We start from the raw sequence: 575 nt of genomic DNA, 5'->3' as shown, positions 1-575 counted from the left end.
GATTCTCAAGCTATGCAGCGTACATGACAAAGCTTCTAGATGAAGAACCTACCACATTTGAAGAAGCAATTCAAAAAGGACAATGGAAAGAAGCTATGACGGAAGAGCATCAATCCATTATGAAAAATGAGGTATGGGAAATCATACCAAGACCTAAAGAAAAATCGGTGGTAACTTCAAAATGGGTGTACAAGATCAAACATGCAGCAGACGGAAGCGTGGATAAATACAAAGCAAGATTCATAGCTAGAGGGTTCTCCCAGAAGGAGGGAGAAGACTATGACGAAACATTTTCTTCAGTAGCTAGATATACTTCCATTAGAGCTATCATATCTCTTGCTGCTTCCATGGGATGGAACTTACATCAGATGGATGTAAAGACAACTTTACTCAATGGAGCTATTGAAGAAGAAGTATATATTGAACAACCTCAAGGGTTTGAGGTACATTCCAGAGACACTCACGTTTGCAGATTAAAGAAAGCTCTATATGGACTCAAGCAAGCTCCAAGGGTTTGGTATGCCAGAATGGACAGCTATCTAACAAGACTTGGTTTCTCCAAGAGTCATGCAGAT

1 protein-coding gene is annotated in these 575 nt (G+C 40.0%); it reads left to right on the top strand.

What is annotated here, in order from left to right:
- Window positions 1-23: 23 nt before the first annotated feature.
- The coding region (locus NUW87_RS11535) for a reverse transcriptase domain-containing protein (RefSeq protein WP_269028672.1) at window positions 24-575 on the top strand (552 nt) is incomplete at its 3' end.

Origin of the sequence: Corynebacterium pilbarense, assembly GCF_026930265.1 — a bacterium.
GTDB classification, from domain to species: Bacteria; Actinomycetota; Actinomycetes; order Mycobacteriales; family Mycobacteriaceae; genus Corynebacterium; species Corynebacterium pilbarense.
This window is presented reverse-complemented; position numbering and strand designations above follow the sequence as displayed.